The organism is Photobacterium damselae subsp. damselae (genome assembly GCF_038086725.1).
GTDB lineage: Bacteria > Pseudomonadota > Gammaproteobacteria > Enterobacterales > Vibrionaceae > Photobacterium > Photobacterium damselae.
Window position 1 is genome coordinate 3,040,419 of sequence record NZ_CP146970.1, and the last position, 25,205, is coordinate 3,065,623.

At 43.9% G+C, this 25,205-nt stretch carries 21 protein-coding genes; 5 read left to right on the plus strand and 16 right to left on the minus strand.

Annotation, left to right across the window (positions count from 1 at the left end):
* A complete protein-coding gene (locus tag WAX86_RS13975) occupies nt 1-690 on the minus strand; it encodes a phosphoglycolate phosphatase (protein ID WP_068945315.1) in 690 nt (229 codons plus the stop codon).
* The gene (rpe, locus tag WAX86_RS13980; RefSeq protein ID WP_005302667.1) at nt 690-1,364 is read right to left on the minus strand and encodes a ribulose-phosphate 3-epimerase; all 675 of its coding nucleotides are present in this window, start codon (nt 1,362-1,364) and stop codon (nt 690-692) included. Before rpe ends, WAX86_RS13975 begins: the two co-directional genes overlap by 1 nt.
* A 144-nt stretch (nt 1,365-1,508) precedes the next feature.
* Here rpe and WAX86_RS13985 point away from each other — a divergent pair, with 144 nt between their 5' ends.
* Nucleotides 1,509-1,706: a DUF2970 domain-containing protein gene (locus WAX86_RS13985; protein WP_341488927.1), complete on the plus strand. Its 198-nt coding sequence runs from the start codon at nt 1,509-1,511 to the stop codon at nt 1,704-1,706.
* Here WAX86_RS13985 and dam read toward each other — a convergent pair.
* From dam to pilM, 9 genes are all read right to left on the minus strand, one after another.
* Nucleotides 1,690-2,532, minus strand: a complete 843-nt coding sequence (dam, locus tag WAX86_RS13990; protein ID WP_005302664.1) for an adenine-specific DNA-methyltransferase — start codon at nt 2,530-2,532, stop codon at nt 1,690-1,692. The genes WAX86_RS13985 and dam overlap by 17 nt on opposite strands.
* 107 nt (nt 2,533-2,639) lie before the next feature.
* Entirely contained in the window at nt 2,640-4,151 is a 1,512-nt protein-coding gene (locus tag WAX86_RS13995) for an AAA family ATPase (RefSeq protein ID WP_341488928.1), read from the minus strand.
* Between the two features lie 14 nt (nt 4,152-4,165).
* Nucleotides 4,166-5,245, minus strand: coding sequence for a 3-dehydroquinate synthase (gene aroB, locus WAX86_RS14000; protein WP_044174096.1), 1,080 nt, complete (start codon nt 5,243-5,245; stop codon nt 4,166-4,168).
* A 29-nt stretch (nt 5,246-5,274) separates the two neighbouring features.
* Complete coding sequence (gene aroK / locus WAX86_RS14005) at nt 5,275-5,793, minus strand: shikimate kinase AroK (RefSeq protein ID WP_036765246.1); 519 nt, start codon at nt 5,791-5,793, stop codon at nt 5,275-5,277.
* A gap of 329 nt (nt 5,794-6,122) precedes the next feature.
* The gene (locus WAX86_RS14010; RefSeq protein WP_376788105.1) at nt 6,123-7,850 is read right to left on the minus strand and encodes a type IV pilus secretin PilQ; all 1,728 of its coding nucleotides are present in this window, start codon (nt 7,848-7,850) and stop codon (nt 6,123-6,125) included.
* Between the two features lie 23 nt (nt 7,851-7,873).
* Nucleotides 7,874-8,392 carry a pilus assembly protein PilP gene (locus tag WAX86_RS14015; RefSeq protein WP_232092150.1) on the minus strand — a complete coding sequence of 173 codons (519 nt, stop codon included), beginning with the start codon at nt 8,390-8,392 and terminating at the stop codon, nt 7,874-7,876.
* Between the two features lie 5 nt (nt 8,393-8,397).
* Nucleotides 8,398-8,988 (minus strand): type 4a pilus biogenesis protein PilO, encoded by a 591-nt coding sequence (locus WAX86_RS14020; protein WP_068945317.1) that lies wholly within the window; start codon nt 8,986-8,988, stop codon nt 8,398-8,400.
* Entirely contained in the window at nt 8,985-9,626 is a 642-nt protein-coding gene (locus tag WAX86_RS14025) for a PilN domain-containing protein (protein WP_237035002.1), read from the minus strand. The genes WAX86_RS14020 and WAX86_RS14025 overlap by 4 nt, the downstream gene beginning before the upstream one ends.
* A complete protein-coding gene (gene pilM / locus WAX86_RS14030) occupies nt 9,623-10,621 on the minus strand; it encodes a type IV pilus biogenesis protein PilM (RefSeq protein ID WP_044174102.1) in 999 nt (332 codons plus the stop codon). Before pilM ends, WAX86_RS14025 begins: the two co-directional genes overlap by 4 nt.
* A 150-nt stretch (nt 10,622-10,771) precedes the next feature.
* On the opposite strand from pilM, the gene WAX86_RS14035 reads away from it, so the two are divergent.
* On the plus strand, nt 10,772-13,345 hold the full coding sequence (locus tag WAX86_RS14035) for a penicillin-binding protein 1A (RefSeq protein ID WP_068969668.1): 2,574 nt from the start codon (nt 10,772-10,774) through the stop codon (nt 13,343-13,345).
* Between the two features lie 87 nt (nt 13,346-13,432).
* Here WAX86_RS14035 and oxyR read toward each other — a convergent pair whose 3' ends face one another.
* Nucleotides 13,433-14,332 (minus strand): DNA-binding transcriptional regulator OxyR, encoded by a 900-nt coding sequence (oxyR, locus tag WAX86_RS14040; protein WP_065172424.1) that lies wholly within the window; start codon nt 14,330-14,332, stop codon nt 13,433-13,435.
* Nucleotides 14,333-14,491: 159 nt separating this feature from the next.
* Between oxyR and WAX86_RS14045 the strand changes: the two genes are divergently transcribed.
* The gene (locus tag WAX86_RS14045) at nt 14,492-15,220 is read left to right on the plus strand and encodes a glutathione peroxidase (protein WP_065172425.1); all 729 of its coding nucleotides are present in this window, start codon (nt 14,492-14,494) and stop codon (nt 15,218-15,220) included.
* A gap of 81 nt (nt 15,221-15,301) precedes the next feature.
* Nucleotides 15,302-16,753, plus strand: coding sequence for a dihydrolipoyl dehydrogenase (locus WAX86_RS14050; protein ID WP_068945320.1), 1,452 nt, complete (start codon nt 15,302-15,304; stop codon nt 16,751-16,753).
* A gap of 93 nt (nt 16,754-16,846) precedes the next feature.
* Here WAX86_RS14050 and argH read toward each other — a convergent pair whose 3' ends face one another.
* From argH to argC, 4 genes are all read right to left on the minus strand, one after another.
* A complete protein-coding gene (gene argH, locus WAX86_RS14055) occupies nt 16,847-18,724 on the minus strand; it encodes an argininosuccinate lyase (RefSeq protein ID WP_106223331.1) in 1,878 nt (625 codons plus the stop codon).
* 101 nt (nt 18,725-18,825) lie between these two features.
* On the minus strand, nt 18,826-20,037 hold the full coding sequence (locus tag WAX86_RS14060; protein ID WP_036764699.1) for an argininosuccinate synthase: 1,212 nt from the start codon (nt 20,035-20,037) through the stop codon (nt 18,826-18,828).
* Nucleotides 20,038-20,114: 77 nt separating this feature from the next.
* The gene (gene argB / locus WAX86_RS14065) at nt 20,115-20,897 is read right to left on the minus strand and encodes an acetylglutamate kinase (protein ID WP_237042099.1); all 783 of its coding nucleotides are present in this window, start codon (nt 20,895-20,897) and stop codon (nt 20,115-20,117) included.
* 9 nt (nt 20,898-20,906) lie between these two features.
* Entirely contained in the window at nt 20,907-21,920 is a 1,014-nt protein-coding gene (gene argC / locus WAX86_RS14070; RefSeq protein ID WP_341488929.1) for an N-acetyl-gamma-glutamyl-phosphate reductase, read from the minus strand.
* Between the two features lie 584 nt (nt 21,921-22,504).
* On the opposite strand from argC, the gene ppc reads away from it, so the two are divergent.
* A complete protein-coding gene (gene ppc, locus WAX86_RS14075) occupies nt 22,505-25,135 on the plus strand; it encodes a phosphoenolpyruvate carboxylase (RefSeq protein ID WP_065172494.1) in 2,631 nt (876 codons plus the stop codon).
* Nucleotides 25,136-25,205 lie beyond the last annotated feature (70 nt).

Here is a 25,205-nt window from a genome sequence, read left to right on the forward strand (position 1 = left end):
CTAGTTACCTAGTCTAAGCACATCAGTGAGTTGGTTAAAGTGATCCAGTACGATGGTTGGCTCACTGGTGCTAATTGGCACACCATAGTTATAACCATAGGTTAAGCCCACGCTTGGTGATGTCGCCGCTTTAGCAGCCAAGATATCATTACGTGAATCACCCACCATCAGCAATTCGTTGGCAGCAAGTTGATGTTTTTCCATCAACCAATGTAGCGCAAAAGGATCAGGCTTTTTCAACTCAAAGGTATCACCACCAATCACATCAACAAAAAATGGAGCAATGCCATATTCTTGTAAAATGCCAGGGACAAACTGCGACGGCTTATTGGTAACCACGGCCATTGGCATACCCGCTTGATGTAACTTCTCAAGTGTTGCCACAACATCAGGGTAAAGCTTCGTTAGCTTATGACCGCCATCATGATAAAACTGATCAAACAGCTGTCGAGCCTGACGATGCAATTCTGGGTCTAAATTCGGATCAATGTCTGAATTCATCGATAAACAGCGACCAATTAAGATATCCGCGCCATTACCAATCCAAGTGGTGACTTGTTCTAAAGAGACACTAGGACGACCCAATGCTTTCATGGTTTGATCGGCTGCCAATGCCAAATCAGGTACGCTATCAAGCAGCGTACCGTCTAAATCAAAAGCAATAAATTTAATGCCTTCAAGCTGTTTCATTAACGCTTAACCTTAGCCAGTTCCGCACGCATTTGATCAATCACTTCTTTGTAGTCGGGTTGACCAAAGATTGCAGAGCCTGCGACAAACATGTCTGCACCAGCTTCTGCAATTTCGCGAATATTATCAACTTTCACGCCACCATCAATTTCAAGACGAATATCATAACCTGACTCATCAATACGGCGACGCACTTCACGTAACTTATCCAGTGTTGCTGGAATAAAGGACTGACCACCAAAACCTGGGTTTACTGACATCAATAAGATCATATCAATCTTATCCATGATGTAGTCTAAGTGATGGAGTGGTGTTGCAGGATTAAAAACCACACCCGCTTTACAGCCATGCTCTTTAATTAGCTGTAAGGTGCGATCTAGATGTTCCGTTGCTTCAACATGAAACGTGATCATACTCGCACCCGCTTTAGCAAAGTCAGGAATAATACGATCAACAGGCTTAACCATTAGATGAACATCGATAGGTGCATCAATGCCATAATTGCGAAGAGCCTGACAGATAGGGGCACCAAAAGTCAAATTCGGCACATAGTGGTTATCCATGACATCAAAGTGAACCACATCAGCGCCTGATGCTAACACCTTTTCAACGTCTTCCCCTAAACGCGCAAAATCTGCAGATAAAATCGATGGAGCGATCAAAAAGTCCTTCATGTTCAGCCTCTATACCAAAGATACGAAATTTGGCGCTCATTCTACCTGATTGGGGATATCTTGTCTTAATGGTTTTAATGATTGCTCTGGTTGACAAAGGCGATGGTCAACTACACTAAGATGAAAGTGGGTATGGGGGGAAAGATGAAGAAGAGGAAACCACTCAAGCAAACCATACTCAGTGTGGCAGCCGCACTCATTGGCGTGCAATCAAGGCATAACCAACACAAAGATTTTGCTCAGTTAACGCCTTGGCAAGTAATTATAGTCGCCATTGTGATGATCGCAGTATTGGTTATCCTGCTGATCACCTTAAGCTATGTACTCAGTCAGAGATTGTAGTGTCACTGTTTGTTGGACGAAATAGTGCTAACAACTCATCGACTTTATTGCGTCCATTACCATTGCGACTGATGGTGCGTTTTACTTTGACAACCGACAACTCGGCACCGATATATAAACGGCGAGTTAATGTTGTATCGTGGTTTGAAATCAAAACCGCAATATCTCGTTCTCGCGCTGCACGTTCAGCCACATCAGCCAATGCGGCTTGATCGTCTAAACTAAAGCCATTTCCCGCATAAGAGGTAAAATTAGCCGTTGTTGATAACGGAGCATACGGTGGATCGCAGTAAATAACACTGCCTTTTCGAGCTCGAGAAAAAGTCTGCTGATAACCTTCACACACAAATGTGGCACGTTTGGCTTTTTCTGCGAAATAATACATTTCTTGCTCAGGGAAATACGGTTTTTTATAAGAGCCAAATGGCACATTAAAACCGCCCTTTTTATTGTATCGACACAAACCATTAAAGCCGTGACGATTCATATAAAGGAAGTACAGTGAGCGTTGATATGGGTCATGACTTTTATTGAATTCAGAACGAATACGCAAATACTCTTCCTTACAGTTAAATTCAGGCGTAAACAATCGCTTCGCATCTGCAATAAACTGTTCAGGACGATCTTTGAGAATATTGTATAAATTGATAAGGTCAGGATTGATATCGGCCAACAAGTAGTGCTCAAAATCTGTATTTAAAAACACAGAGCCAGCCCCTACAAACGGCTCGACCAACTTGCGCGCAGGTGGCAAATGACGCTCGATATCCTCAACCAGAGAATATTTACCTCCAGCCCATTTTAGGAATGCACGATGCTTTTTCATTCAGCTAACCTACCACCAATACCACGTTTGTCATGAAAGGTGGCGGATTGTACCTCATTTCCCCCCGCCTCTGATACCTATTGCGCTAAATATCTCACCCAATGGTCTTATTTTACTCGATTCATTTCTTTTTGAATTTGCGCATAAGATTTTGGCCAAGGTTTTAGGGCTTGAACCTCATGAGATAACTGATTTTTTGCCCGTTTTGCTTGTGTTGCCGAAGAGTAATCTCCGGTTACGACAATAAACCATGCTTTTCCCTGACGCTCAGTTTGGTAAATATGGGCCGAGTCCGTGACTCCATACTTAACCGCGAATTGCTTCGCTTGTTGCCATGAATGTACCGCGGCTAATTGCAATGCATAATGACGAGAGTTGACCTGCTGTAAGATCTGCTTATCACTATGCTGATTATCATGAGATATAGGCTGAGGTGCATCGAGCTGCTTGAGTGGTTTATCCAAACTCTCTACTGGCGGTTGTTCCGGCTTAGGCTTAACACTTTCAGATACAGGTTTTGACTCACTTAACGGCGTTGTTGTTGCCTTAGGTGAAGTTGCAGGAGATGGATGAACGTTAGCTGGATCTAAAGCATTAATCTCAGCATCACTAAATTGGGTTTGTGCACCTACTAATCCAAGAGCCTGATCGCCCATCATGGCATCGACAACTTGAGCCGGTACCACAACACGCTTATCACTGTCAGTTCGACCTACCGTTAACCCTTCTTGAGTCACATCAGGTGGTAAAGCGGCCGTATCCTCAGTTGGCTCACCAGAACCTATTAGCTCTGTTCCCTCTACCACTTGGCTTGCTGATGAATCGATGGCTAAATCTTCCGATGGTTTTGATTCGGGCCATAACCACAATAGTGCAACCACTAACGCAAGCAAAAGCCCTATCAATAGCCCTGATTGTGGCGATAATTTATGTGATGTTGTCATACTAACCTCCTCCCCTGGTGGTTGAGTATCATCGTCGAGTTGACCGGGAAATGCGAAACTGTGCTGATAGCGTAACTTAAGCTCGCGCCGCTTTTGCAGGTCCTGCTCATAGCAATGTTCGATCAGTTGTGAAACTTCATTAGCGGGCAAAGGGGCAATTTCAAGCTCTAACGGTACTTCGCTCTGCCCATGGGTCATTTTAGCAAGAGGCTGAGCAATCACATCAGGTTCTGTAAATAATAGAACATTGAGCTGCCAGTCTGCCTGTTGATTAGCATGACAAACCAGTTCCCATAATTCTGCCAAAATAGGAATAGAAAGATGATGGGCATCATCAACCACCAGCAAGCAACGTAATCGATCACGGCTTAACATGTGACTGACGCTTTGCAACAAAGAATCTTGCTCATTAAAAGGCTTGGTCGGTACCAACTGTTGCAGTAATTGCGTTCGAACGCTGGTAAGAGACATATCAGGCTCAGCACTCAATAATACTTGATGCTGCTCTGGCGAGAAATGTTCAAGATAATAATGAAGTAATTCAGTTTTCCCCGCACCAAATGGACCAGAAATTTGAATTAGATGAGAACTAAACTGAGTAACGAACTGTAAGCGAGATAGGAATTGGATCTGGCTATCCAGATCCAACCGAGTTGTTGCATCGTAACCAATCATAACGACTGTTCACACTAAGCTTCAATGACACGACGCAAAACATCGTGAGGTACATCCGACACCACTTCAGCCGAGCCAATGGCTGTTGGTAACACTAAACGTAACTGACCTGATAGCACTTTCTTATCACGCATCATATGCTGCATAAAACTATCATAGGTCATTGATTCCGGAGCTTTTACCGGAAGGTTAGCACGCTCGTGTAGTCGAATGATACGAGTAACATCCTGTTGAGTTAACATACCTTGTGCTAAAGCTGTATTTGCTGCCAAAACTGTTCCTGCCGATACCGCTTCACCGTGCAGCCAGTTTCCGTAGCCCATTTCAGCTTCAATTGCATGACCAAAAGTATGGCCTAAATTCAACAATGCACGAACACCTGACTCTTTCTCATCTGCCGCCACAACATCCGCTTTGATCTGACAACAACGGGCGATGGCATAAGATAAAGCTTGATTATCCAGTGCTTGTAATGCAGCTAAATTCTCTTCAAGCCAACAAAAGAAATCGTAATCGGCAATGATGCCATATTTGATCACTTCAGCCATTCCTGCCGCAAATTCACGAGCAGGTAAGGTTTGTAAGCAATGATTATCGATCACTACTGCCTTTGGCTGATAAAAAGCACCAATCATATTTTTGCCTAAAGGGTGATTCACAGCGGTTTTACCACCAACAGAAGAATCCACTTGAGCCAACAATGTGGTTGGTACCTGTATAAAATCGACCCCACGTTGGTAGGTAGCTGCAGCAAATCCGACGATATCGCCGATCACACCGCCACCTAACGCAACTAATACGACATCGCGACCATAATTTCCTTGTAACAGGAATGTCATGATCTGATTAAACGTATCAAGGGTTTTGTATTGTTCACCATCAGAGAGAGACAGCAGAGCAACATCAGAACTTATTTGGCGTAGCGTCGCTATTACCTGCTCTGCATACAAAGGCGCCACGGTGTCATTACTGATCACCACAACTCGTTGTTTTGCAGTAATTGAAGATTCAAATAAAGCGGCAGTTGCAAACAACTTCGCTCCAATTGAAATCGGATAGCTTCTCTCACCTAAGTTGACGTCGATCCTTTCCATGGTCTGTCTCTCTTTAAATCTGGTGGCTATTAACGCTCTTCTAGCATTTTGATGATCTGGTTAGCTACGACTTTCGCGCTTTGATCATCAGTACGAACCACATAATCTGACACTTCTGTGTACAGAGGGTTACGTTCTTCAGCTAGAGCTTCTAGTACTTCACGAGGCGTATCTGTTTGAAGAAGAGGACGCTTTTTATCACGTTGAGTACGAGCTAACTGCTTCTCGATGGTCGTTTCAAGATAAACAACAACACCTCGAGCAGACAGACGGTTACGGTTTTCTTTGCTCATAACCGAGCCACCACCTGTCGCAAGAACAATGCCTTGCTCTTGCGTTAAATCGTCAATGACTTTTTCTTCGCGAACACGAAAGCCTTCTTCACCTTCAACGTCAAAAACCCAGCTAATATCAGCGCCAGTACGCTCTTCAATCTCAGTGTCTGAGTCAAAGAATTCCATATGTAGCTGTTGAGCTAGATGTCTACCAATTGTGCTTTTGCCGGCACCCATAGGACCGACTAAGAAAATATTTCGTTTTTCAGCCATTTTTAGCAATTTACGCGCGGTTAGTAAAACGACACTGCCCCGCAAGCTTGTTCAAAAAGCTCGAGGCACCGAGTTCCTCACATATAATTCGTGATAAGACAGAAAATTATCTCAGGACTGGCCGTCATTTGGCAATAGTTAACACCGAGCAAAGCGCATTTAATTATCACAGAGACTAACTTTCAGCAGCTTATCACCATGTTTCAGCTAATCAATCATGCGAAAGTTCACGTATTTTCAGTTCAATAGCGACAGACTCATACCAAATAACAAAATAGCCGAATTATCATAACACGATAATTCGGCTATTAATTAAACAATAATCGTGATTACTGGGTGATAATTTTTGGTGTGACGAAAATCAACAGTTCACGCTTGCCCATCTCTTGCAGCTTATGACGGAACAATACGCCCAATCCTGGAATATCACCCAACAAAGGGACTTTACGGACAGAATTATTCACCTGATGCTGGTAGATACCACCTAAGACCACAGTCTCGCCGTTATTGACCAGAACTTGCGTGCCAATTCGTTGAGTATCAATAGCGACCGCTTCTCCGGTTCCGGTCACAACTGTTTCCCCTACTTTATCTTGCGTGACCAGCAGATCGAGCACCAATTTATCATCTGGGGTAATTTGTGGTGTGACCATCAAACTCAATACGGCCTTTTTAAAGTCTACCGATACCGCACCACTGGACGCCGCTTCTAAATAAGGGATTTCAGTACCTTGTTCGATGTAGGCCGCTTTTTTATTGGTAGTCACTAATCGAGGACTAGAAATAATCTCTGCTTTTGATTCTGCCTGTAGAGCGGATAATTCAAGATCGAGCAAAATATCGCCCAGTTTTGCCACCTGAAATGCAATACTCGATGCCCCAGGAGTAATTGCACCTAAATTTACATTTAAGAAATCATCAACAGTTGCGTCATCACCCAATAAGCCCGAACTGGCCAAGTTACCTTCAATTGAGCCACCAATGGTTGTACTACCGTTTTGATTAACGACACCCCAACGTACCCCTAACTCGTCAATATCCCCTTCATCAACAGTAACAATACGAGCTTCTATCTGAACCTGTTTAACGGGAATATCTAATGCCGTGATAATCTCTTCAATGCTATCAATACTCTCAGGGATATCTTTGATGATAATGGCATTAGTACGCTCATCAACATGCAAAGACCCGCGTTGAGATAGCATACTGACTCCATCTTTCGTTCCGAGTAAAAGGTCTGCAATATCTCCTGCTTTAGCGTAATTAATTTGAATCAGCTCCGAACGAAGCGAAGCTAACTCATCTTCTTTACGTTTGGCTTCCATCTCTTGACGCTCATTGGTTGCCAACTCAGATTTTGGCGCAATCAGTACCACAGAACCTTGAACTCGTTTATCCAAGCCTTTTGATTGCAAAATAATATCGAGCACTTGTGGCCAAGGCACATCATCAAGACGTAAGGTCACATTACCCTGCACAGTATCGGAAACCACGAGATTAAAATCATTATATTCGGCAACTAACTGCAATACGTTACGCACAGGAACATCTTGGAAGTTAATGGAGATGGGCTTACCTTTATAATCAATTTTGCCTTGCTTAGCCTTGGCTGTACTGCTGGCTTTCTTTTTCTGGGCGTTCAAAACAACTTCAAGACGAGAGCCTTTTAATTGGTAATCATAATCAAATACGCCAGCCATATTGAGAATAAGCTTGCTGCCTTTCTCAGTGCGAAATGTTTCAATCGAACGGACAACCGTTGCAAAGTCAACCACATCGAGTACATACAACATGTCATCTTTAATCGCGGTATCAAAGATATCGATGTGTAATTGCTTCCCTGAACGGCGCATATCAACCAGAGATTGAGGTTTGGCTAACTGAACAGTGAGCACGCCTCGTCCACGGTTATCACGCTTAAAATCTAAGTCAGTGATTTGGTTATTCACAAGATTCATGCCAGCAGCAATGGCAGCTTGGGAGAGACCAAGCCAACAGCACAACATAACTACCCAACAACGTTGCCAACCCAAGCTGACCGATAACATCCTTTTCATGCGTAAATTTGCCTCTTCCATCATTACTGCTGCGCCAACATTAACGGCACAGTTCGCTTAATCCAGCATCCTGTACCATCTGGCAAAATTTCTTCTACACTGACTTTACGAGAAGTCACTTCAACAATTCGACCATGGTTCAATCCCATATATGAATCTGTGGTGACCTTCATTAACTTGCCTTCTGGGGTATAAATTAATGCCCAAAGCTGAGACCCATCGCCTAACACACCCTTCATGGCTAACTGCTCTAAGGGGAAAGTTTCTAGTGGCGTTTTAATCCGAGCTAAATTAGGTTGCCAGCACGCTTTATTGCCACCATCACCACTTTCTTGATGCTCAGGTAATGGACGTAAGAACGGCACGCGATCTCGCGTCATCACAAAATCATCAGCGACAAAATCATCGACTTGAGGAAGCGGTTCCACTTTTGCTCGCGCAGTTTGATGCGCATCTTGGATAAATTGCGTTAACGAATCATCATTTGCTCGACAGCCCATCAGCCCCAACATCAGTACCCAAACAATAGATTGCTTCATCATGTACCTCATTGCGTTTTGGGTGCTTTAAAGCGATAAGTGCTCGCAGAAACCTTCATGGCTAGTGTCTCTTGCAATCCCTTTTGCTCTATCATCTTTAGATCAATATCTTTAAGATTGACGATTCGGGACAGCCGAGCGACGGATGCTGCAAAATGGCCCATCTGTTTGTAACTGCCCGTTAACTGCATGTTGATTGGCAATTCGTAATACCACTCTTGTTCCCGAATAGGTGCCCACTCAATCGACTGAAACTCCAAACCACTACGCACACCAATATCATTTATCCCAGCCAGTAGCGTGGCGAGTTCTTTCTCTACCGGTAGCTGCTTCATCACTTTGTCGTAACGTCGATTAAGTTCTTCAATCTGCTCTTTCATAATCGGCAGAGCAGCAACTTGGGACGCACGGTTAGTCAAACGCATTTTAAGCTCAACCTCTTGCTGTTTAATCTGAGCAAGCTGCTCACTTTTAGGGGTCAACCAATACCAATACCCAACGGCAATTAATAACCCAGTGAGCAGTAATGCCACCAAGCATTGAGGCAGCAAAGGCCAATCAGCCATTTCATCAAGCTCTAAATCCTGCCACTCTTTCATTGCGTAACTTCCTTTAACTCCTGATGCTGCGATGCAGTGGCGGCCTTTTTATTTGCTTCTATGTGTTGCGCTATTTTTAAGGCACGTTCGTGAGGCTTTAACATGGAAAACGAAGCACTAAATTTAGTGATATCTTCTGCATTTACCCCTTTAGTTGCTAAAATTGAGTGCATAGAAACATCTTTAAGCCACAATGACTGTTCCGCATTGGATAAAAGATTCGCTAAACGACCATTTGAATCGCCATGCCCAGTTACTGAAACATTACCGGCTGTCAAACTCAGATCATTTAAATACACCCCATGCGGTACGAGTTCTGGTAATACACTAAATAAGTTGGTGACTCGATTACGCTCGGTCTGAATTTCAGTGATCACCGCAAGACGCTTATTTAATTCCGCACGCTGCTTATCCAATTTGGGCAGCAGAGCCAAACGTTGTTCTAACTTTTGAATCTCTTGCGAAATGATGGCATTACGCTGTTGTTGAATCTGCTGTTGTTGCTCTAGATAGCTTCCAGCCATAAACACGCCACCTAAACTCAACAGGACCGAGCCCAGCAGAATGGCGTAGAATCGTTGTTGATGCTGTTTACGTTTTTGTTCTCGCCATGGTAGGAGGTTAAGCTTCTGAATCATGCTTCAAACCCTCTCAGAGCTAGACCCATTGCCACCGCATACTGACTAGTCATCACGGTCGTAGGTAGGTGGTCGACATCCTTTCCCACTGGCAAATAGGAAAATGGCTGTACCCATTCCACCTGGATCTTGAGGGCATCTTGCAACATCTGCTCAATCACTAAGGCTTGGTTACCCCCACACAGCCATACCCCTTGTAACGGCGAACGAGGTTGGGTTGAGTTATAGAGTTGAATTTGCCGTTTTAGATGTTCAATAAGCTGACGGGTAAAAGTCTCTTCTTCATCAGCCAGCAGCAATGTCGATGTTTGTTGATCTAGGTGTTTTACATGTCTTGCACCAAAAGCGATTTCACGACGATATGCCCCTCCCATTGCAGGTTTCACACAAAATTCAGTGTGACGTTTACCGATATCAATTACGCCCCACTGCTCTTGCAATCCCGACATTTCCGTTAAATGCTCAGCAAGCCATAACAGGCCATTAGTTTGCAATTCCATCACCTGCGTTTTAAATCCTGCTTTTTTTGCCACCTCTAATCGAGTAGAAATGGTGTCACGACGGGCAGCAAATATTTGAAATGGAACGGTACTTCCCATGTCTTGAAAGCGATCGCTATGGTTAAGCGGATAAAAATCTAGCCATAACTCATCAAGAGGGAATGGTGATGAAGCCCCTAATGCTTGGCTAATAGCAAATTCAGTTTCATCTTCACTAAGCGATGTATCCAGTTGGATAATTTTACTTATCACTGCACTATCTGGTAATGCCAAAACCACATGTTTTGCAGCTCTTGGTAGGTGCTTTTTTAATTTACGCATAGCTGACAACAACACTGTACTATTTACGCTATGCTGCTCGTTTACTGCTGGGGTCGGTAGTACGATTTCGGCAAAAGCTGCAAGTTCTAACTGTTCTTTTTTTTGCTGCACAACAACAGCTTTTACGCTGTGGCTACCAATATCTATCCCAACACTTAATGGGTTTCGAAACATACCGTGCTATGCTCCCTCAATCACGGAAAAGCAAACTAGTTCAAATAAACGCCAGTTAAGACATTAATTTTCTTTTCGTTATCTTTATACTAATGTGTGAAAGATAATGGATAATGCCCAGTTGAACGATGGCGTAACGGGAAAACTCAAGTGAAGTTCATAAAGCGATTAGTAATATTTGCATTTATTTGCATAATTCTTGGAGTCGGTACAATTTTTGGTCTGTACCTTTACGTAAAACCTGAACTCCCAGATGTTGCAACCTTAAAGAATGTTGAGCTCCAAACCCCAATGATGGTTTACAGCTCAGACGGTAAGTTGATTTCGCAATTTGGTGAAAAACGACGTATCCCGTTGTCAATTAAAGAGATGCCACCTTTGCTGGTTGATGCTTTCATTGCCACCGAAGACAGTCGTTTCTATGAACACCATGGTGTAGATCCCATTGGTATTGCTCGTGCAGCCTTTGTGGTTTTAACCTCAGGTTCTGCTCGTCAAGGTGCCAGTACGATTACCCAGCAGTTAGCTCGAAACTTCTTTTTGTCTAACGAAAAAACCCTAATGCGTAAGATCAAGGAAGTCTTTATTGCCGTTCATATCGAGCAATTGCTAACAAAAGATGAAATTCTTGAACTTTACTTAAATAAGATTTACCTCGGTTACCGTGCTTACGGTGTGGGTGCTGCGGCACAAGTCTATTTTGGGAAAACAGTCGACCAACTTACGCTCAGTGAAATGGCCGTTATTGCAGGTCTACCAAAAGCACCGTCAACCATGAACCCGATTTACTCTCTTGATCGTGCAACCACACGTCGTAATGTGGTATTGGGTCGAATGCTTGATGAAGGCTACATCACCAAAGCACAAATGGACCAAGCACGTTCTGAGCCAATTATTGCTCGTTACCATGGTGCTGAAATTGAGTTATACGCCCCTTACTTTGCCGAACGAGCTCGTGCTTGGGCTGTAAACCGTTATGGTGAAGATGCTTATACTTCTGGGCTAAAAGTCTTTACTACAGTAAGTTCTAAGCTACAACTTGATGCGCAAAATGCTGCGATTGATAACCTAATCAATTACGACCATCGTCACGGTTACCGCGGTGCAACTGCAACGGTCTGGAAATCAGGTGAAGCGGCATGGAACATCAATGAACTGGTCAACTATCTGGCGAAACAACCACAATATGGCAAGCTTATTCCAGCCGTTGTGACTAAAGTTCACGCTAAGTCTGCAGATGTTGTCGTTAAAGGTGGAATTCAAGCGACGATTGATTGGTCTGGCATGAACTGGGCTCGTAAATACATTTCAGATACTCGTCAAGGTTCTGCACCGAAAAGTGCTGGCGCTATCTTAACCGCAGGTCAAGAGATTTGGGTCCAAGAAAAAACCACAACAACAGCGGCTACCGATACGAAAGCGGCAGTGACTCACACAAGCTGGATGCTAAGCCAGATCCCAAGTGCAAATACAGCATTTGTTGCCATCTCACCTGAAAATGGTGCAGTACTTGCGATGGTGGGTGGCTTTAACTACGCTCACAGCAAGTTTAACCGTGCAACCCAGTCTATTCGCCAAGTAGGTTCAAGTATCAAGCCATTTATTTATTCAGCGGCAATTGATAAAGGACTGACTCTAGGCACGCTAATTAATGATGCTCCGATTACGAAGTGGGATAAGTGGCAAGGCACGGTTTGGCGTCCAAAGAATGCCAACAACCGTTACGGTGGCCCAACTCGTGCTCGTATTGGTCTAGCTCGTTCAATTAACGTTATGGCAATTCGTGCTCTTCGTATTGCAGGGCTTGATTTTACAATTGATTATCTAACTCGCTTTGGCTTTAAGCGTTCAGACTTACCCCGTGCCGAACCTCTAGCGCTGGGTGCTGGTAGTTTAACTCCATTAGAAGTGGCACAAGGTTTTGCCGTGTTTGCTAATGGTGGTTACTTGGTTAAGCCTTTCTTTATCGACCATGTGGAAGATGCTTATAACCATGTCATTTACCAAGCAAATCCTGCCATTGCCTGCGATCAAAGTTGTCAGAAGAAGAATCTGCATCCAATTACGGTCGATCCTAATATTGATGACCCACAAGTTGTTGCAAAGATCACTCAAGCAAGTGATAGCGATCACGACGTGACAACCGACTCAACCACAGATCACCCAGTCAAATACGCACCGCAAGTTATTACGGAGCAGAATGCTTTCTTAGTCCGTGAAATGTTGGCAAGTAACATCTGGGGTGGGCAAGGTTGGAATGGTACTGGTTGGCGAGCTAAAGTACTAAAGCGCCACGATATCGGTGGTAAAACAGGTACTACCAACAATGCAAAAGACGCATGGTATTCAGGCTTTGGACCTGGAATTGTCGCAACAACTTGGGTTGGTTTTGATGATCATCGTCGAAATTTAGGCCGCACCAGTTGGAACAATAACTTAGGTAAAGGTCAAACCATGGGGGGCGAATTTGGTGGTAATGCAGCACAACCTGGTTGGATTGCCTTTATGAAACAGGCATTACAAGGTACACCAGAGCAAGAAAAGCAAATTCCAGATGGTATTATTAGCGTTCGTATTGATCGTTCAACAGGTCAATTATCAAATGCTAATAACTCAAGCTCTATGTATGAGTATTTCATTGAAGGTACCGAACCTAAACATACGGTTATTCAAGTGAAAAAAGAGACCAGTTTTGATACTGATACCGCTGAAGAGCTATTCTAATATCAAAGCTATTGCAGCTTCCTAAATAGCAAAGAGCGCTAAATTAGCGCTCTTTTTTTGTCTTAAAACCAGAAGATATAACACAGATTATTTAACTAATACCTCTGGCATTCGCTCTCGAATTACATCGGCTAATTTTTCATAACGTGCTTTTAGTGGTGAACCAGGTCGATAAGCTAATGTTATCAGACGAGTCGGTACTGGTTGTTTAGCTTTAATATAGCAAACCCCATCACGACAATGCTCTTTCGGTGTCGCAAGTTGAGGCAGTAACGTAATACCACTACCAGCAGCGACCATATTACGTAGTGTCTCTAAGCTAGTTGCCTTAAAACGACCATCATCATGCGCACCTGCGGCTAAACAAAATCCCATCGCATGGTTACGTAAGCAGTGTCCATCTTCTAGCATCAGCAAGCTTTCACCATGCAACTGAGCCATATCTACTTCATCTTTATCAGCCCATGGATGCGTTTCAGGAACAGCAATCACCATCGGCTCATCATACAAAGGTAACTCAATAAACGGCTCTGTCTCTTTGACCGCAGCTAGAATAATACAGTCTAGTTTGCCATCTTCCAGCTGTTGTACCAGTTGATGGGTCTGAGCTTCATGTAAAAACAGCTCAAGATCAGGAAAGGCTTCTTTTAAGGTTGGAATAATGTGCGGCAATAAATAAGGGCCAACAGTTGGAATAAATCCAATATGAAGAGGTCCTGTCATTGACTCCCCTTGCATACTAGCAAGCTCAGTCAAAATCTTTACTTCAAGCAGTACTTTTTGCGCTTGGGCGACCAAACTAAGTCCGGCATCGGTGAACAGAACTCGACGACTGGTTCGCTCTAATAAAGAAACTCCCAACTCATCTTCCAACTTACGAATCTGTCCACTTAAGGTAGGTTGGCTAACATAACAAGCTTCAGCGGCTTTACGAAAGTGCTTATGCTCAGCAAGGGCTACAAGGTATTCTAAATCGCGAATGTTCATTGTGATGACTTCTTCTGATAGAAATTAACTATCAAAACCATAGCAGTAAACGATTGGAACTATCAAGTGAAAAATCACATACTGGTCACATCAAAACGGAGTACAGTATGAGAGACTCCATTTGAATCAAGAATTTAAATAATCTGAGGGGAATTAATTATGTTCGCATCTAAAGAAGGTCAAGCAGTACCACAAGTTACTTTCCACACTCGTCAAGGTGACCAGTGGGTTGACGTAACAACTAACGACCTATTTGCTAACAAAACAGTTATCGTATTTAGCCTACCTGGCGCATTTACTCCAACATGTTCTTCTAGCCACCTACCTCGTTACAATGAGTTAGCATCAGTATTTGCTGAAAATGGCGTAGATGACATCCTTTGTGTATCAGTAAACGATACATTCGTAATGAATGCTTGGAAAGCAGACCAAGAAGCAGAGAATATCACTTTCGTTCCAGATGGTAATGGTGAGTTCACTCAAGGTATGGGTATGCTAGTTGAGAAAGAAGACCTAGGTTTTGGTCCTCGTTCATGGCGTTACAGCATGCTAGTTAAGAACGGCGTAATCGAAAAAATGTTCATCGAAAATGAAGAACCAGGCGACCCGTTCAAAGTATCTGATGCAGACACTATGCTGAAGTACATCGCTCCTGAGCAGAAACTACAAGAATCTATCGCTGTATTTACTAAACCTGGTTGTCCTTTCTGTGCAAAAGCAAAACAGAATCTAATCGACAAAGGTCTACAGTATGAAGAGATTATCCTAGGTAAAGATGCAACAACTGTATCTCTACGTGCAATCTCTGGCCGCAGCACAGTTCCTCAAGTATTTATCGGTGGTAAACACATCGGTGGTAGCGAAGAACTAGAAGCTTTCCTAGGCTAAGACGTCAAAATTAATAATAACAATTGCTTATTTTAAGGAGCTGATTGCAGCTCCTTTTTTATTCCAACGAGAGAGAAAGTCATGAAAACCCTAAACGTTGATGTTGCTGTAATTGGTGGCGGTACTGCAGGTCTAGGCTCTTACCGTGCGGCTAAAGCTTACACTGATAGTGTCGTAATGATTGAAGGTGGTCCGTACGGTACAACATGTGCTCGTGTTGGTTGTATGCCATCAAAACTACTTATTGCTGCGGCAGAAAGCGTACACCAAATTGAAAAAGCACCTGGCTTTGGTGTGCACCCTCAAGGTGAAATTGTCATTAATGGTCGTGAAGTGATGGATCGTGTTAAACGCGAACGTGACCGTTTTGTTGGCTTTGTGCTTGAAGGTGTAGACGAAATCCCTGCCGAAGATAAGATTTCTGGTTACGCAAAATTCATCGATAACAACACCTTAATGGTGGATGACCATACAAAAATTATCGCTAAACGCATCGTTATCGCGACGGGTTCTCGTCCAGCCTACCCTGCAGTATGGAATGAACTGGGTGATCGCCTTGTGATTAACGATGATGTCTTTGAGTGGGATGACCTACCAAATTCAGTAGCAGTCTTTGGCCCTGGTGTTATCGGCTTAGAGCTTGGCCAATCACTTAAGCGCCTTGGTGTTGAAGTGGTGATGTTCGGTCTTGGTGGTCAAGTCGGCCCATTAACCGATCCTGAGGTGATGGCCTATGCGAACAAAACCTTTAATGAAGAATTCTATCTAGACCCTGATGTTAAAGTAGAAAGCATGGTTCGCAATGGCGATGCTGTTGAGATCAAATATCTGGGTAAAGATGGTCAGCTAAAAGAGATCACCGTTGATTATGTTCTTGCAGCAACGGGTCGTCGTCCAAATGTTGATAAACTTGCGATTGAAAATACCAGCTTAGAACTGGATGATCGTGGTGTGCCAAAAGCTGATTACTACACCATGCAAACCTCTGTTGATACGATTTTCATCGCAGGTGATGCAAGTAACCAAATTCCACTATTGCATGAAGCAGCCGATCAAGCTCGTATTGCAGGTGATAATGCAGGTCGTTTCCCAGATATTCGAGCAGGTCTTCGTCGTTCTAAGTTATCTGCAGTATTCTCCGATCCTCAGATTGCGATGGTAGGTGAAACATACAAAGAGATCACGACACGTTTAGGAACTTGTGGTTGTTTCGCAACAGGCGATGTTTCATTTGAAAATCAAGGCCGTTCACGTGTCATGCTACGTAACAAAGGCATGTTGCATGTTTATGGTGAACAAGGTACGGGGCGTTTCCTTGGCGCTGAAATGATTGGCCCAGATGCTGAGCACTTGGCTCACTTATTAGCATGGGCGCACCAAAATCAGATGACAATATCTCAAATGCTGGATATGCCATTTTATCATCCGGTAATTGAAGAAGGTTTACGTACTGCTCTGCGCGATCTCAATGCAAAACTCAACTTAGGCCCTGAGATGATTAAGCACTGCCTAGACTGTGGTCCTGGTTGCTAAGTGATAAAATAATCACAATTACCTCACATTTCCTACGCAAAGCCCTCTTGTCAATGAGGGCTTTTTTATATTTAGGCTATTTCATATTGTGGCTTAAGCCACATTAATAGTGGGGATTTGCTGTGATTGATCAAGGCGCATTTCTAACGCCACTTCATCACAGGCGTGCTGTCGTGGACAACGATCGCAATCTTTCATCACCTTTTCTGGCAATAATGATTTTGAGGTTGGGATAAAGGCTTGCTTCATAAAGAATTCTGGTACTCGGGTCAGTACAAACACTTTACTGATTGCCATTTGTTTCGCTTTTTCAATTAGGTAATCAACAATGGCTTTACCTTGACCTTGCTGCTGCCAACCGGCTTCTACCCCTAAAGATCGGATCTCAGCCAACCCAGAGTCATACACATACAGCGAGGCACATCCAGTCACAACACCGTGATGTTCAGCGACAGCAAACGAGCCAATATCTCGAACTAACTCATTTCGATTACGCGGTAAATTCTCACCCAGTCCAGCCCAGTAAACTACCATACCTTCAATGGCATCAAGATCAGTTAACCGCGCCCCTCGCACTTTAACACTTGGCGAATAGCGCTGCTCTAAACGTTTCTCCGCTTGACCAATCGCATAATCCACTTGATTTGGCGCCACCCCGCCAAGAGCACAGCGTTTTTCCAAACAAGAATCTATGGTCAAAATAGGATACACATCCTCACTGATAACAGGAGATAAACTCTGCAACTCTTCAAGGGAAAGCGCTTCTAATGCACAGCCTTTATCAATTGCCATCACCACGGCAACACCGACAATATGGTGAGCCTCCCTAAATGGGATCCCTTTAGCCACTAAGTAATCGGCTAACTCTGTTGCATTAGAGTAACCTTGCATTGCTGCTTCTAAGGTCCGTTCTTGATTGATTTTGATCCCTTCAAAACACAGCGCAGCCATTTCCATGCATTCATGCCAGCTATCTAGAGCATCAAATAGCCCTTCTTTATCTTCTTGCATATCTTTGTTATACGCTAATGGCAAAGCTTTAACCGTCATCATCATCCCAGCCATAGCCCCATATACTCGGCCACATTTACCGCGAATCAGCTCTAAAGCATCGGGGTTTTTCTTCTGTGGCATTAAAGACGAACCTGAGGTTACCGTATCGGATAGCTCAATAAAATTTGACTCACCCGAGTTATAAAAGATCAGGTCTTCTGCCATCCGTGATAAATGCAGCATCGAAATAGAAGCGGTTGATAGCAATTCCATCACATGGTCACGATCGGAAACGGAATCAAGACTGTTACGTGTCGCCCGGGAAAAACCTAAGTTATGTGCTAGTTGTTCGCGATCAATTGGATATGCAGTCCCAGCCAATGCACCAGAACCCAGTGGACAGGTATCAAGTCGTGCTAAAGCGTCATGCAAGCGCGAATAATCACGTTCGAACATTTCAACATAAGCTAAGCACCAGTGGGCAAAAGTCACCGGTTGTGCTCGTTGTAGATGGGTATAACCAGGTAAAACAGTAGCTTGGTGAGCTCGTGCGACAGTCACTAGCTGGTTTTGTAATTTATCTAGCATTAACAACAGCTGCTGACCTTGCTGGCGACACCAAAGCTTGAGGTCAGTTGCAACCTGATCATTACGAGAGCGCCCGGTGTGCAATTTCTTACCCAGATCACCGACCTTAGCAATCAATTGTTGCTCAACCCAACTGTGAATATCTTCGGCGTCCGATTGTAATATCTGTGCCGGATTTTCCATCACCGCTAATTTGATCTCATTTAATGCCAGTTCCAAATCTAGCTGCTCTTGCTCTCCTAATACCCCAACCTGACGTAAGGCTTTAGACCACGCAATAGACCCTATGATATCTTGTTCTGCTAAACGGTAATCAAAGCGTAAAGAATCATTGAACTGCTTAAATCTGATATCGGCCGCTTGACTGAAACGTCCACCCCATAGTGCCATAATTGCTTCTCCTTGCTGTGACCTATCAGCTTACTCTAGTCGTTATAGAGCTCTTTACACAATTGGTGACTAAGAGCTCGAGTTCGATCATAATTTATCGATTACGCTTTATTTTGATTGTTCATCGCACGAATACGACTGGCTAGAGAATACAGGCGAATAAAGCCACCAGCATGGCTATGATCATAGACTTCGTCTTCCCCAAAAGTTGCAAATTGTTCGGAATACAAACTGTTATTTGAGCGCTTCTGCACCACTGTTGCTTGGCCTTTGTAGAGTTTAATCACGACTTCACCCGATACATCTTTTGCCAATTCATTTGCCGCAGCAAACAGCGATTGGCACAAAGGAGTAAACCAGCGACCGTCATAAATTAAGTGAGACGCTTTGAGACCCACAGTTTGACGAAATTCAAAAGACTCTTTATCGAGAACCAGTTGTTCTACCCCACGCAGAGCTTCCATCATAATGGTGCCCCCTGGAGTTTCATAGCAACCACGAGATTTCATCCCAACCAGACGGTTTTCAACAATATCGATTCGACCCACACCATGCAGAGCCCCTTTCTCATTAAGGTATACCAGGGCGTTATATGGCGTCATTGGCTCACCATCTACCGCGACAACTTCGCCGTGCTCAACGGTAAGTGCGACAAATTCGGCTTGTTCAGGAGCTTGTTCAGGATCGTTCGTCCAAACCCAACAATGCTCATTCGGCTGATTCCATGTCTCTTCTAATACACCACCTTCGGTTGAAATGTGCCATGCATTGGCATCTCGAGAATAAATTTTTTCAAGCGATGCACTACATGGGATCCCACGCTCTGCCAAATAGTCGAGCAAGGCCTCACGACTACGTAAATCCCATTCACGCCAAGGGGCAATAACCGATAGTTGCGGAGCCAAAGCGGCATAAGTACTTTCAAAGCGAACCTGATCGTTACCTTTACCAGTACAGCCATGACACAAAGCGTCGGCCCCTATAGCGAGGGCGCACTCAACTTGTGCTTTCGCAATAATAGGACGGGCCATTGAGGTTCCGAGCAGGTATTTACCTTCATATGTCGCGCCCGTTTTTAGGCTCGGGTAAATATAATCTTTTACAAACTCTTCTTTGAGATCAGCGATATAACAACTAGAAGCTCCTGATGCGATGGCTTTGGCTTCAATACCATCGAGCTCTGCTTCACCCTGGCCCACATCAGCGACGAATGCAACGACCTCACAATCATAGTTCTCTTTTAACCATGGAATGATGGCTGAGGTATCCAGACCGCCAGAATAGGCTAATACTACTTTATTAATTTGACTCATCATTACTCTCCTTGTCACCTTGACGGTCTCACATCACAGGCGAATTAATTACAATGTCTTAAATTTGGCAATTCGCCTTAAACTGAAAATTTGGTTCCAATACTTTGGCCTGAAAATAACAGTGCAAGCTTGTCAGGGTAGCGCCAACTGGCTACCTCAATGGAACGCCCCAACTCTTGCGCCGCTAAAAAAGCAGCGCGTACTTTAACGACCATGCCATCGGTAATTACCGCCTGAGCAATTAGCGCCTCAGCATCATTTTGGGTTAATGACGCAATTAACCGCCCCTTACCATCAAGTACCCCACTCACATCGGACAGTAACACCAACTCTCCATCAATGGCTTTTGCCACTGCTACCGCCGCCTGATCCGCATTAACATTCATCAGCTCACCCTCTGCGGTTAAACCAATTGAACTCACAATAGGAAGGTAGCCGTTTTGTAGTAGGCTTAGAACTAACGCTCCATCACCTGCTTGCGCCTGTCCGACCGCTCCCAATTCGGGATCGAGCTGACTAACCTGACATAAGCCACCATCAGCCAAACTGAGACCAACACTTGGTACTTGAGCTTTTATCGCTTGAGCTTGCAGTAACTTATTGGCCGTGCCCGCTAGTGCCCCCGTAATTAACTCGATTTGGTCGTTAGGCGTAACTCGCAATCCCTGTTTTTTTACCGTTGGTAGAGCCAGTTTTTTTAAAAGCTCATCAACCAAATATCCACCACCATGCACCAAGACAATTGGACGATGCGCTGCTGCTTGATATTGGCTAATTGCGAGAAATAACTTGCTCAATGTCTCCTGACAAGAGAGCACAGCACCGCCTAATTTGATCACTAAAGGACATAAATCTGCCATTGTTTGCTCCTATACAATCGCGGTCATGGGTGGAAAATTGTTACGAATATTTATGCATTGAATAGCCTGTGATGAAGCCCCTTTAAGCAGGTTATCAATAGCTGAAGTTAAGATGAGATACTGGTCATTAACATGCCAACTCAAGTCACAGAAACCGGTATTAACAACAGCCTGTAAATTGGCCGTATTTTGATAGCACAAACGAACCGCATGAGCTTTATCATTAGTCAGGTAAGCTTGCTCCATCGCCTGAGTGATATCAGCAAGAGTCACTCCCGGTTTTAGCTTGGCGGTTATGGTGGCTAAAATGCCACGCTTAAATGAGCCCAAATGCGGCGTAAAAATCACAGGGCAATCAAGATGAGTGCTAATTTCTGGCTGATGACGATGATTAAACACCCCATAAGCCTGAAGGCTCACTTCACAAAAGCTATTATTGAGACTCGCCTTACGCCCCGCTCCTGATACACCACTAATGGCGTTAATAACGGGTGGAACTTGGGGATCAAGTAGATGTGCGTTACAGATTGGCTTTAGCGCTAATTGGCTTGCAGTCGGATAACAGCCAGGCACCGCAATAAGTTGACCTTTAGCAATAGCCTGATAGTTCCACTCAGCCAATCCATACACGGCTTCATCAAGTAAATTAGGGAATTGATGAGTAAATCCATAAAAATCTTGATAAAAGCTGGCTTGATTTACCCGATATGCTCCTGACAAATCAAACACTTGGCAACCAGTTGCTAAAAAAATAGGCGCTAATTGATGGCTAACCTCATGCGCTGTTGCTAATAAAACGACATCTGCCGAGCTAGCTACCGCTTGGGGATCATCGAGAGGTAACAACGGCATTTCTACTACACCACTTAACTGACGATGTAGCTGCGCTATTGACTGATGAGCATCAAGACTTTGACTTGAAACATACAAGCCCGTTAGAGCAAGGTGTGGATGACGTTGAACAAGCGTCGCTAACTCAGCGCCAGTATAACCACTTGCACCAATTACAATGGTTTTAAGCATAGGTAAATCCATTTATCTAAAAAGTAACCGTATAGGTCGAGATATTGCTGCCAGAGAGACAGCTAAAGAGGTAGGCGCAGACGCCCCAAGCGAAGAATTAACGTCGTCGTAACGAGATAAAATTGTGAAGATTCGCCTGGTTCATAACAAAAGCATCCTAATCATCGAAGGGAGTAGACCATCCTGGTCATAAGCAATATTAAATTCACAAGTAGAGTTTTGCGTTTTTATTCAGCCCTCTTGCATTAATATGTTTACCGTCTATTTATTGAGCTGTCAACACTTAGTCAGCCATTTTTCATATAATCTTTTTGTTACATTTTATTATCATTTATTCTTAGCAAGCCCAATGTAACAATCAACAGAAAGAGTTATCTTCTAATATCAAGCACATACCAAATGTGCTTAACCGTTTAATTTAGAAACAAAATTACAGATTCAGGACAGAATTATGACCAAAATCAATGTAGTTTCGGTTTATTACTCGTAAATGTAATGTATATTGACCTTGAAGTGCGATCACAGCTAGATTGTTACCAAGCCTTAGTGCAAGGATGTAACAAAATTACGAGATGGATAACGATATGAACGAAAAATACAGTGCGTTAAAAAGTAACGTCAGTATGTTGGGACACCTGTTGGGTAACACCATCAAAGATGCCCACGGTGAAGAGTTACTTAATAAAGTAGAAACCATTCGAAAATTGTCAAAATCTGCTCGCGCAGGCAATAGCGATGATCGTGCTAAATTGATCAATGAGCTTCAGAATCTACCTGATGATGAATTACTTCCTGTCGCTCGTGCTTTTAGCCAATTTTTAAACCTCACGAATATTGCTGAACAATACCATACGGTTTCTCGCCACTGTGAAACCAGTGTTTGCAGCCCAGACTCAATTGATGGACTCTTTACCCAGTTAGAGCAAGGTGACATCAGCCAGTTTGATACCATTAATGCCATTCGCAATCTTAAAATTGATTTGGTTTTAACCGCTCACCCTACAGAGATTGCTCGCCGCACCATGATCCATAAACTGGTGCAAATCAATAAGTGTCTATCAAAATTAGAACTCAGTGAACTTTCTTCTGCCGAGCGTCAACGCGTCGAAACTCGTCTTGAACAACTTATTGCTCAAGCATGGCATTCCGATGTCATTCGTCAGCAGCGCCCAACCCCTCTTGATGAAGCAAAATGGGGCTTTGCGGTAGTAGAAAATTCACTCTGGCAAGCCGTACCAGACTTCTTGCGCCAATTTGATGATAAGTTGGAAGCACACATCGGTGAAGGCTTACCCATTGATGCAGCTCCTGTGACATTTTCATCATGGATGGGTGGTGACCGCGACGGTAACCCATTTGTGACGTCACAAGTTACCCGTGAAGTACTGCTTCTTTCTCGCTGGAAAGCAGCTGACCTCTACCTTAAAGATATCCAAGAGCTCGTTAGCGAACTCTCTATGGTTAAGTGTAACGAGCAAGTTCGCGCACTTGCTGGGGATGAACACGAACCATACCGAGCGATCTTAAAGAACCTTCGTTCACAGTTGACTCACACTCGCGATATCCTAGACGCTCAGATCAAAGGACAGAGTGTTGCCCTGCTACCGATTATTTCGGATGAATCACAACTTTGGGATCCTCTGTATGCCTGCTACCAGTCTCTGCATGAGTGCGGTATGGGTATTATTGCTGATGGTTTACTGCTGGATACCCTACGCCGTATTAAGTGTTTTGGTATTCATCTGGTTCGTCTTGATATTCGCCAAGAAAGTACTCGCCATTCAGATGTAATTTCAGAGTTGACTCGCTATCTTGGTTTGGGTGATTACGATCAGTGGAGTGAACAAGATAAGGTTGCATTCCTTGTTCGTGAACTCTCATCAAAGCGCCCTCTTCTGCCTCGTCATTGGCAGCCATCGCCTGAAGTACAGGAAGTGATCGATACTTGTAAAACGATCGCCAAGCAACCTAAAGATGCGCTAGGTGCTTATGTTATTTCGATGGCACGTACTGCATCAGATGTACTGGCCGTACACCTACTGCTACAAGAAGCTGGCTGTCCATTTAGAATGGATGTCTGCCCATTATTTGAGACCTTAGATGACTTAAATAATGGCGCGGATGTTATTGAGCAGCTTCTTAATATCGACTGGTACCGTGGCTTTATTCAAAACCATCAAATGGTCATGATTGGTTATTCAGACTCAGCTAAAGATGCGGGTGTTATGTCTGCGGGTTGGGCTCAATATCGCGCTATGGAAAAATTGGTTGATGTATGTGAAAAGGCTGGCGTTGAACTGACTCTATTCCATGGCCGTGGCGGCACAATTGGTCGAGGTGGCGCTCCTGCTCATGCGGCTCTATTATCTCAACCACCACGGAGCCTAAAAGGTGGATTGCGCGTCACTGAGCAAGGGGAAATGATCCGCTTTAAGTTAGGATTACCAGAAGTAGCAGTAAACAGCTTAAGCTTATACGCCAGTGCAACACTGCAAGCTAACTTACTGCCACCTCCAGCGCCGAAACAGGAATGGTGTGAATTAATGGATTCACTTTCTGAGGTATCTTGTAAAGCATATCGTGATGTGGTCCGCGGCAATCCTGAGTTTGTCCCTTACTTCCGCGCAGCAACGCCTGAACTGGAACTGGGTAAATTACCTCTTGGTTCTCGACCTGCCAAACGTAATCCAACGGGTGGCGTTGAAAGTTTACGTGCGATTCCATGGATCTTTGCTTGGAGTCAGAACCGTTTACTGCTTCCTGCTTGGCTTGGTGCTGGTGAAGCGATTCAAAACTCTATCGATCAAGGCCACACTGAATTGCTTGAAGAGATGTGCCGCGAGTGGCCATTCTTCTCAACACGTTTGGGTATGCTAGAAATGGTATTTACCAAAACCAATGTTGGTATCGCACAGTACTACGATCAACGACTCACCGATGAAGCGTTATGGCCATTAGGACAAAAGCTTCGCGATCAATTACAGCAAGATATTAAAACGGTTCTTACTGTAGAAAATAACGATCACCTGATGGAGCAAGATCCATGGGGCGCTGAAGCGATTCGTTTGCGTAACATCTATGTTGAACCATTGAACATGCTGCAGGCTGAATTACTGTACCGTAACCGCCAGCAACAAGAGAGCAGTCCAATAATGGAAGAGGCATTAATGGTGACCATAGCAGGTATTGCTACCGGGATGCGTAACACTGGTTAATTAATCAGCAAACAATAAAATTAAATCGAAAAAGGTCACTGTTTGTGGCCTTTTTTTATGATATTTGTCC

Coding starts and splice junctions, on each gene's coding strand:
- WAX86_RS14050 (WP_068945320.1), top strand. CDS start 15,302: ATGAAAACCCTAAACGTTGATGTTGCTGTAATTGGTGGCGGTACTGCA.
- rpe (WP_005302667.1), bottom strand. CDS start 1,364: ATGAAGGACTTTTTGATCGCTCCATCGATTTTATCTGCAGATTTTGCG.
- aroB (WP_044174096.1), bottom strand. CDS start 5,245: ATGGAAAGGATCGACGTCAACTTAGGTGAGAGAAGCTATCCGATTTCA.
- WAX86_RS14025 (WP_237035002.1), bottom strand. CDS start 9,626: ATGATTCAGAAGCTTAACCTCCTACCATGGCGAGAACAAAAACGTAAA.
- pilM (WP_044174102.1), bottom strand. CDS start 10,621: ATGTTTCGAAACCCATTAAGTGTTGGGATAGATATTGGTAGCCACAGC.
- argC (WP_341488929.1), bottom strand. CDS start 21,920: ATGCTTAAAACCATTGTAATTGGTGCAAGTGGTTATACTGGCGCTGAG.
- WAX86_RS14010 (WP_376788105.1), bottom strand. CDS start 7,850: ATGAAAAGGATGTTATCGGTCAGCTTGGGTTGGCAACGTTGTTGGGTA.
- WAX86_RS14045 (WP_065172425.1), top strand. CDS start 14,492: ATGTTCGCATCTAAAGAAGGTCAAGCAGTACCACAAGTTACTTTCCAC.
- dam (WP_005302664.1), bottom strand. CDS start 2,532: ATGAAAAAGCATCGTGCATTCCTAAAATGGGCTGGAGGTAAATATTCT.
- argB (WP_237042099.1), bottom strand. CDS start 20,897: ATGGCAGATTTATGTCCTTTAGTGATCAAATTAGGCGGTGCTGTGCTC.
- WAX86_RS13995 (WP_341488928.1), bottom strand. CDS start 4,151: ATGATTGGTTACGATGCAACAACTCGGTTGGATCTGGATAGCCAGATC.
- oxyR (WP_065172424.1), bottom strand. CDS start 14,332: ATGAACATTCGCGATTTAGAATACCTTGTAGCCCTTGCTGAGCATAAG.
- WAX86_RS14060 (WP_036764699.1), bottom strand. CDS start 20,037: ATGAGTCAAATTAATAAAGTAGTATTAGCCTATTCTGGCGGTCTGGAT.
- WAX86_RS14015 (WP_232092150.1), bottom strand. CDS start 8,392: ATGATGAAGCAATCTATTGTTTGGGTACTGATGTTGGGGCTGATGGGC.
- argH (WP_106223331.1), bottom strand. CDS start 18,724: ATGGCACTATGGGGTGGACGTTTCAGTCAAGCGGCCGATATCAGATTT.
- ppc (WP_065172494.1), top strand. CDS start 22,505: ATGAACGAAAAATACAGTGCGTTAAAAAGTAACGTCAGTATGTTGGGA.
- WAX86_RS14020 (WP_068945317.1), bottom strand. CDS start 8,988: ATGAAAGAGTGGCAGGATTTAGAGCTTGATGAAATGGCTGATTGGCCT.
- WAX86_RS13985 (WP_341488927.1), top strand. CDS start 1,509: ATGAAGAAGAGGAAACCACTCAAGCAAACCATACTCAGTGTGGCAGCC.
- aroK (WP_036765246.1), bottom strand. CDS start 5,793: ATGGCTGAAAAACGAAATATTTTCTTAGTCGGTCCTATGGGTGCCGGC.
- WAX86_RS13975 (WP_068945315.1), bottom strand. CDS start 690: ATGAAACAGCTTGAAGGCATTAAATTTATTGCTTTTGATTTAGACGGT.